Annotated in this window: 13 protein-coding genes; 2 read left to right on the top strand and 11 right to left on the bottom strand. The window is 32.5% G+C overall.

Translation table 11 applies throughout. The annotated features are described in order from the left end of the window. From ACWZFG_RS12985 to ACWZFG_RS12975, 3 genes are all read right to left on the bottom strand, one after another. On the bottom strand, positions 1 to 122 hold a 122-nt coding region (locus tag ACWZFG_RS12985; RefSeq protein WP_455577196.1), incomplete at its 3' end, for a DUF2196 domain-containing protein. Positions 123 to 176: 54 nt separating this feature from the next. Next, on the bottom strand, positions 177 to 602 hold the full coding sequence (locus ACWZFG_RS12980; protein ID WP_455577785.1) for an aminoacyl-tRNA deacylase: 426 nt from the start codon (positions 600 to 602) through the stop codon (positions 177 to 179). Positions 603 to 787: 185 nt separating this feature from the next. Next, entirely contained in the window at positions 788 to 1,747 is a 960-nt protein-coding gene (locus ACWZFG_RS12975) for a type I restriction-modification enzyme R subunit C-terminal domain-containing protein (RefSeq protein WP_455577784.1), read from the bottom strand. A gap of 141 nt (positions 1,748 to 1,888) precedes the next feature. Here ACWZFG_RS12975 and ACWZFG_RS12970 point away from each other — a divergent pair, with 141 nt between their 5' ends. Further along, the gene (locus ACWZFG_RS12970) at positions 1,889 to 2,113 is read left to right on the top strand and encodes a LysR family transcriptional regulator substrate-binding protein (protein WP_455577786.1); all 225 of its coding nucleotides are present in this window, start codon (positions 1,889 to 1,891) and stop codon (positions 2,111 to 2,113) included. Between the two features lie 6 nt (positions 2,114 to 2,119). Here ACWZFG_RS12970 and ACWZFG_RS12965 read toward each other — a convergent pair whose 3' ends face one another. From ACWZFG_RS12965 to ACWZFG_RS12955, 3 genes are all read right to left on the bottom strand, one after another. Next, a complete protein-coding gene (locus ACWZFG_RS12965) occupies positions 2,120 to 3,223 on the bottom strand; it encodes a sensor histidine kinase (RefSeq protein ID WP_177505449.1) in 1,104 nt (367 codons plus the stop codon). Then, complete coding sequence (locus tag ACWZFG_RS12960; RefSeq protein WP_455577783.1) at positions 3,216 to 3,929, bottom strand: response regulator; 714 nt, start codon at positions 3,927 to 3,929, stop codon at positions 3,216 to 3,218. Before ACWZFG_RS12960 ends, ACWZFG_RS12965 begins: the two co-directional genes overlap by 8 nt. Before the next feature lie 65 nt (positions 3,930 to 3,994). Then, entirely contained in the window at positions 3,995 to 4,489 is a 495-nt protein-coding gene (locus ACWZFG_RS12955; protein ID WP_455577782.1) for a DUF6803 family protein, read from the bottom strand. A 612-nt stretch (positions 4,490 to 5,101) separates the two neighbouring features. On the opposite strand from ACWZFG_RS12955, the gene splB reads away from it, so the two are divergent. Beyond that, the gene (gene splB, locus ACWZFG_RS12950) at positions 5,102 to 6,103 is read left to right on the top strand and encodes a spore photoproduct lyase (protein WP_455577781.1); all 1,002 of its coding nucleotides are present in this window, start codon (positions 5,102 to 5,104) and stop codon (positions 6,101 to 6,103) included. Here splB and ACWZFG_RS12945 read toward each other — a convergent pair. From ACWZFG_RS12945 to ACWZFG_RS12925, 5 genes are all read right to left on the bottom strand, one after another. Further along, positions 6,100 to 6,222, bottom strand: a complete 123-nt coding sequence (locus tag ACWZFG_RS12945) for a hypothetical protein (RefSeq protein ID WP_455577780.1) — start codon at positions 6,220 to 6,222, stop codon at positions 6,100 to 6,102. The genes splB and ACWZFG_RS12945 overlap by 4 nt on opposite strands. A 9-nt stretch (positions 6,223 to 6,231) precedes the next feature. After that, complete coding sequence (locus tag ACWZFG_RS12940; RefSeq protein ID WP_455577779.1) at positions 6,232 to 6,360, bottom strand: hypothetical protein; 129 nt, start codon at positions 6,358 to 6,360, stop codon at positions 6,232 to 6,234. 69 nt (positions 6,361 to 6,429) lie between these two features. Beyond that, the gene (locus ACWZFG_RS12935) at positions 6,430 to 6,723 is read right to left on the bottom strand and encodes a hypothetical protein (RefSeq protein ID WP_177505452.1); all 294 of its coding nucleotides are present in this window, start codon (positions 6,721 to 6,723) and stop codon (positions 6,430 to 6,432) included. Positions 6,724 to 6,835: 112 nt separating this feature from the next. Further along, on the bottom strand, positions 6,836 to 7,234 hold the full coding sequence (locus ACWZFG_RS12930) for an arsenate reductase ArsC (protein ID WP_177505453.1): 399 nt from the start codon (positions 7,232 to 7,234) through the stop codon (positions 6,836 to 6,838). Positions 7,235 to 7,247: 13 nt separating this feature from the next. Beyond that, on the bottom strand, positions 7,248 to 7,571 hold the full coding sequence (locus ACWZFG_RS12925; RefSeq protein WP_455577778.1) for an ArsR/SmtB family transcription factor: 324 nt from the start codon (positions 7,569 to 7,571) through the stop codon (positions 7,248 to 7,250). Positions 7,572 to 7,638 lie beyond the last annotated feature (67 nt).

The raw sequence follows: 7,638 nt of genomic DNA, 5'->3' as shown, positions 1-7,638 counted from the left end.
GGTGAATTTGTAAGTATCCTTTGAACGATTCCCTGAGTAAGCTTTCCTGTTCTCTGATCCTGTTTCTGTACTACCATAACACTTGCACCTATTTTTATATTACTGCGAATTGTTCCATCCATAATATGTACTCTCCTATATGACATTATAATATTTTTATCCCAAAACCTATGTGTTTAATTAAAACTAAAAACAACATTATTTAAGTGCTCTACATCATTAGGCTTGATTTTCAAAGTATGTAATGCATCCCCACTACCACCATAAATGTATTTAAAGTTCAACAAAGATTTATCAAAAATACATGGTAAGTTACTTCCAATTAAAGGCATAGAACCTATTTTATAGCCCGTTTCTTTTTCAGCTATTTCTCGATTTGCTAATTTTAATTTTGAAATTCCTATTTCCATACTAATTTTTTTAAAATCTAACTTACCACGTTTAGCACTCGTAATTAGCACCATGATTCCTTTTTCACTCTGAACTACAAATACAGGTGCCGCAAAGTCAATATTAAAATATTGCTTTGCATCTTGTACTGTGCTGATCGGTGTATCATGTTTAATTATTTCAAAATCAGCATCTCTATTTTCAAGATACATGCCAATTCTGGTATTGTCATCATAGAATCATCTCCAAAACTATATAGTGACAAGGTTATATTTTTATTTTATGCAGACACTTTCCTAAACTCTATTTTGTAAACCGCTCAAATACGATTTTCACAATCCCAATTTCCTTATATTCCTATACAAATATACTTATAAATATGCATCACTTTCATCTTCTATACAACCCTTTCACAATTGCTATTCACCTCTGCTATGATATCCATTATTTCCCTTGCATCTTGCATTTTGTCTTTGAAAAGCGTTGTAATGCTCCCGAGGCTTCTAAACGGCTCTTCCTGAAATACTCGATTATCTTCTATCAGACCATTGGTTACGATATAGTCCACAATTAACTTTACAAATCGTATCTGTACTACATTTAGCTTTTCTTCACTCAAGAACTTACTAAAAGCTTCATTGGCAGCACCTCTATCGACCCCAACTATTTTTCTTACTAGCTTAGCCACCGGAGTATTGCCATATTCTTTTTCATATTCAGCCTTACTACCTAGTTCTTCCCACATAATTCGCTCAAGTGTTTGCAAATCAATCTTAGTAAGCTGTTTATTATTACGCAATTTATAGATTGCTAGCTCATCTTGATGGGCTTTGAGATAAAAGGTTACTTTCTTTTTATAATCCTTGAGGTCATTCACAATATACATTGAATCGTTTTCTTTCACTTCAATGATTTCATCTCTAAAATTGGTATAATACATTTTTTGCTTTTCTTTTTCAATAAATTTAATTAACTCTCTTAAGGCTTCTCTTACCTCTTCCAGCTCTAGGATATCTGCACTTTCCCAAAATTCATCCGTTTGTACCTTTTCAATAGTATATTTTTGCTGCATCACTTGCGGAATCGAGGTAAGTTTAGACAGTTCTTCCGCTGTTTGAATAATGCTTCTAATCGGCTTACCTGCATTCCTATTTTGCAGGTAGGCTAAATCAACAGTATAAATTAGATAATCGAACCACTTCGCCAATTCATCATCATTAAGCGAAGTAATCAGTGCTGATATATGCTCCTTTATTTCGGCTATACTGCCAGTCCCAAGATTATTCCAAGCATCTTTGTTTTTATAGGTATCTACATATCTTTGGTGCATTTTTACCCGAAAACTTTGTTCATTCAATTCTTTTATTGACGTTAAAAGCTCATTTACAATTTCTTCCCGATAAGATTTGTAATCCTCTTCCTGATACTTGATATCTTGCAGCTCCCTTGCTATTTCAACCTTGGTATTATATATTTTTTCAGTTAAGCTTTTGCTAAGATACGTTTTACAACTTGGGATGATTATGCCATCATGTCTATGGTGGAAAGCGGTTTAGGAATCATTATTCTACCACAATTAATATTAAAGCGGATTCCCTATAAGATCATTCTAAAAGAACTCGATATTCCTGCATATAGAAATATCGCAATTGCTCTACGCAATAAAAAAACTGCCTCATTGGCAGTTAAAAAATTTTTAGACTATTTAAAATATAGATACTAATCTACTTTATATATCAGTTGAAACTGGCAAATAGATAATAAACCTACTACCTTGTCCCACTACACTAGTTGCCTGTATCGATCCATTATGAATCTCTAGCAATTGTTTGACGATTGCTAGTCCAATACCAGAACCACCACTTTTTTTATCTCGCGATTTATCAGCTCGATAAAAATGTTCAAAAATAAATGGCAAATCTTTTTGAGAAATACCACACCCCGTATCTTCAATAATAATTTGTACCCAGCTTTCATTGTTTTTTTCCACCAATGCACTATATACAGTAATTATCCCCTGATCAGGAGTGTAACGCAAAGCATTTACCAATAGGTTATAAAGTACCTGATTTATGCGATTGACATCAACAAAAACATCCGGAACCGGTTGCAATTTTTTTACAAATAGAATCCCTTGATCATCTGCGATTGCCTCCAGCATATTCAATGCTCGACCAATAAGAATATTGATATCCGTAGCTTTTTTTTCCAAAGTCAGCTGATTAGTTTCGGCTAACGTTAAATCCTTCAAATCATTAATCATTCGATTCAAATGTAAAGTTTCTTCATATAGTGATTGAATTTGTTCATCACTACGCTTAATCACATTTTCTAACATACCTTCTAAATTCCCCTGTATTACAGACAATGGCGTTTTTAATTCATGAGCAATATCAGCCAATAGTTGTTTTCTTAGAGTAATACTATCTGCTAAGGATTTTGACATATCATTAAAAGCAACAGCTAATTCACCTATTTCATCATTAGCTATAACATCTACTTTCTCTCCATAATTTCCTTTTTTTAAAGAATCTACACCTTTACCTAACTTGTGAATCGGAATAGTGATACTTTGTGCAACTAGAAAACTAGCAATAAGACCCAATATTAAAAGAATAGCACCTACCCAATATAGAGAATGATGAATCGACTGTAAAAAAATTTGTTCCGGTGTATCCATACCGATTTTATTTATCATATCAATACTCTGCGCATTTAAGTATGTGTTAAAATGTAGTTCCATTTGGTGATTAGCTAAATACACCAGTAAAAATACAGTTATCAAAATCGTTAAAAACATCAGTCCAGTAATTCGCCAAGTAATATTAAACATTATAATCACTGGCTAATTTATAGCCTATTCCATAAACTGTCTGTATATAAGTTGACTCTTGTTGACTATCTTTTAGCTTTCGACGAAGATTTTTAATATGCGCATCTATCGTACGTTCATATCCGTCAAAAGCATAGCCTTGTACTTGTTCAACAATTTGTAACCGTGTAAATACCTGATTAGGATTCGCCGCTAATAACTCAAGTATTTTAAATTCCGTTGGTGTCAACTCTATAGTAAATTTTCCTTTACTTACAATATGTTTAGCAATATCAATAGATATATTGCCAACGCGAATCAGCTCATCAGCATTCGATACATTTTTTGAGCGTCGTAAAATAACTTTAGCTCTAGTAACAACTTCACGCGGGCTGAACGGTTTGGTAACATAGTCATCAGCACCTATTTCTAATCCAATCAACTTATCGGCTTCTTCATCTCTAGCCGTGAGCATTATAATCGGCACATTGCTTTCCATACGTATTTGCCGACAAATTTCCAACCCACTTATTTGTGGCAACATTAAATCTAATATAACAATATCCGGATGTTTCTCACGAATCCATAGCAAAGCTTCCTGCCCATCATAAGATGCACTGGTTATAAAATTCTCCAATTGAAAATAAGCTTCTAACAAATTTACAATTTTCTTATCATCATCTACAATCAATACAGTGTGTTGCATGGTTACTTCATTCCCTTGCATATTTTTTATCTATTTAGTATTAAAAGGGTACCCTAAAGTACCCTTTTAATACTAATATTATAATATTACTTCATATGATGATGTATTTCCATAGTATTAGGCTGCCAACCAAGCAATGTTGGATCTGACATGCCAAATACCATAGCAATATGTGAAACAATTAGAAACGCTATCAATAAAAGAAAATGCACTTTCATCTTTTCATCCTCAGACTTATTGGGAGCAATAATACCTAGTTCTAATAAGGAAATTCCCAGAAGCGGAATTACACCACTAACATAAGAACCAACTGCTAATACGTCTAAAATACCCCGCCATTGGATAGATGGAATAACATTAACACATAATTGCAATGCTATCCCCAAAAAGTAAAATCCTAAGACTATGCCTAAGCGCTTATTCCATTTTTTCCAGTTACCAGGATGAGAATTTTTAAGATAAACTGTAAAAAATTCAGTAGCAACTAAAGCTTCTGCTAAAAATACTGGTATTACCATATAGAAAATTAAGTTCCAAGGCTGATTAACCGCCAACAATTCCATGTAATGTGTCATATTCATAATTCAAAACTCCTTCATTTATTTTAACTAAAAAAATGATATCATTTAAATTTGAAGAAATTATGAACCTTTTGTGAAACATATATGTTAAATTAAAACTATAATTTTCTTTTCATTTTTTCGTGAATGCATTAATCCTTCATTACCAAATACATGACAGCTTTCGCCCAGCGTTGTATCATACATTCATTTGTTACTTTATATTTTGGGGCTAGATAACTATATCCACCTTCTCCAGCGATCTAAGATTGAACGATTTTTTCTTAAGACCAAAAGTATTAACACCAATTCTATATTTAAATCGAATTTCGTAAATTGCGTTTTTTCTGGGGAATACGACTCTCATACAATCTATAAATACAGAGTAATAAAATTTTCCTTAAAAATTCTAATACCAACCTTAATGGTATTAGAATTCAAAAACTCCTCTCATAGTTTATTAACACATATCCATATAACCCATAAATATTTTCATATTTAAACTTATCTATTCAATCTTAAACTTTGGATAAACCTTCAATTATATGATAAAACTAAGAAAAATCATAATGGATTCAAAAAAATGTACTTTACTGCTACTTTTCTATCTATAATCGTAAAGGTGATAATATAATGTTTATTCCTAAATTAGTTATATTTGAAGAAAAAGCATTAACCTATCCAAAAGGTAAAGCCTTACAAAAATTTTTCGAAGAAAAATCTATTCCTATTCATTATCAAAAAACTACTCGTATTATTTTAAAAGGTGATGCTCCAGCAAAATATCAACAGGGTAAAAACACCTTGGTTATTGGTGTTAGAAAAATCAGCGAATTTCAATCATGCAAGCCTTCTGCCCATTATCAACTTCCTTTAGTTAGTGGATGCATGGGGATGTGCGAATATTGCTATCTCAATACTCAGATGGCCAAACGTCCCTATATTAAAATTTATGCAAATTCCGAAGAAATATTTTCAAAAGCGGATGAATATATCAAATCCAGGTTACCAGAGATAACTATTTTTGAAGGGTCAGCTACTTCTGATCCATTGGCATTAGAACCTTATACTCATGTGCTTGAGGATGCTATACTTCATTTTGCTAAAACTAAGCAAGGACGATTTCGCTTTGTAAGCAAGTATACTGATGTTAACAGTCTGCTAACTCTTGAACACAATAACCACACTGAAATTAGGTTAAGTTTAAATATAGATGCTGTGATTAACGCCTATGAACACCGTACACCACCATTAGCTAAGAGATTAGACACACTTAAACAGCTTGCCGAAGCTGGATATCCTACAGGAATTATTATTGCACCAGTATTTTGGACTAAGGAAAATAAGCCAAAATATAAAGCTTTAATTGAGCAAATTGGCATCTTGTTAGGCAAATATCCTATTACCTTTGAAATAATCTCCCATCGTTATACTGCCGCGGCAAAGAATAATATTCTTGAAATCTTCCCCAATACTTTACTTCCTATGAATGAAAAAAATCGAACTTTTAAATTTGGTCAGTTTGGGTATGGAAAATACGTTTATTCCAAAGAAACTCTTGCTGAATATAAAGAATTCTTTTCTCAAGAATTAAGTAATTATTTTAATAACGAAAAAATTTTATATATTATTTAACCTTTAATTATCTTTTTCTTTACTGTCTTTACATTTTCAGTCGGTAGTAAATCAATATTTTCCGTATCATCAGTCATTACGAAAGGGAGATACTCAAATTCAAGAGTATCTCCCTTCATATTATCAAATTACGCACATTTATTTTCTTCATTAAATATAATTTCAACAGCTTCATTATCTATAATTACCTTTTGTTGGCGATGATTTTTAATCCTAAGATCACTAGTTGTAACCAAGGCATTATCTTCCCCCCTCACAAAAGTAAAAAATCCGCTTAATCGCAATATTTATGATTAAGCGGATCAATTATTTTCTATTTGATTTTTTCAAGGTGTTAATTCTAGCCTTTCTTTGCAGGTTGAGAAAATGTCTTCTGTTTTTTTGATGGCTGTTGGTGGCGGATTGAGCTTGCTGTCCAATCTTTTGGCGAGTTCTGTTATATAGCAAAGTTGCTTTGCTCGGCTTGTTCCAATGCTTGGAAATTTTTTGAGTTCCCTTGCTGTGGCGTTGAGAAGGGCCTGTTGTACTCCACCGTAAGTTGCAATCATTTCTTTTACTGCACTACTAGGAATTATACTTTCTAGTAACTGTTCATCTGTTAGATAGTCAAATTTAGGCATAAAAAAACCTCCTTGAAATTTACTTTGTAGTATTTCAAGGAGATAATATATGTTTGATGTATGTAATTGTTACGATAGTCCAAAATCAAGTAAATAACCCATTTTTTAGATTCTATATAATTTCTGATTTAACTCTATAAATTAAATCATCTACTTTTTTCTGAATTAAATTTCTAGTTTTGCGAAACTCTATATCGCTTTTCCCCGATGGATCTTCCAACCCCCAGTCCTCACGATGCGAACATTGTACCAGAGGACATTTCACATTACACCCCATTGTAATTACTATATCAACTTTCGGAATTTCATTTAATAACTTTGAATATTGATGGATTTCCATATCCACACCGATTTCCTTCATTATACGAACTGCATCTTTATTTATTTGATTCTTTTTTTCAGTTCCAGCCGAAAAAGGCTCTATAACATCTAACCCCAGTACCCTACAAAAAGCTTCTGCCATTTGAGATCTACAAGAATTATGGACACATACGAACGCTACTTTTTTCATTAAGCAATCTCCTCTACGATTCATCATCTCTACAATTCATTGGTTTTCCTTTTTTACTAAATTCATATTGCTCATCTACTTCTTTTAGCAATTCTTTTAAAAACGGATACAATTCATAGATCTGCGGGGTCAACTGATAATACACCCACTGTCCTTTTTTTTCCGCATCAATTAATCCAACAATTCTAAGTCTTCCTAATTGCTTTGATGTGGCAGACTGTGAAATCGGTAAAATATTTTCAATTTCACAAACACATTTACTCCCACTCATTAAATAACATAGAATAGCTAAGCGATTTTGATCTGCCAACGCTTTTAGGACATCTACATATTTCATCTCATCACTTCCAATGTGTATAATTCTAGTAAGGATATAGCATTTACAGCTATATCCTTACTTTTTC

It is taken from the genome of Anaerosinus sp. (assembly GCF_965318445.1).
The sequence above is the reverse complement of the archived record's forward strand: the minus strand, read 5'-3'. Positions and strand labels throughout refer to the sequence as shown.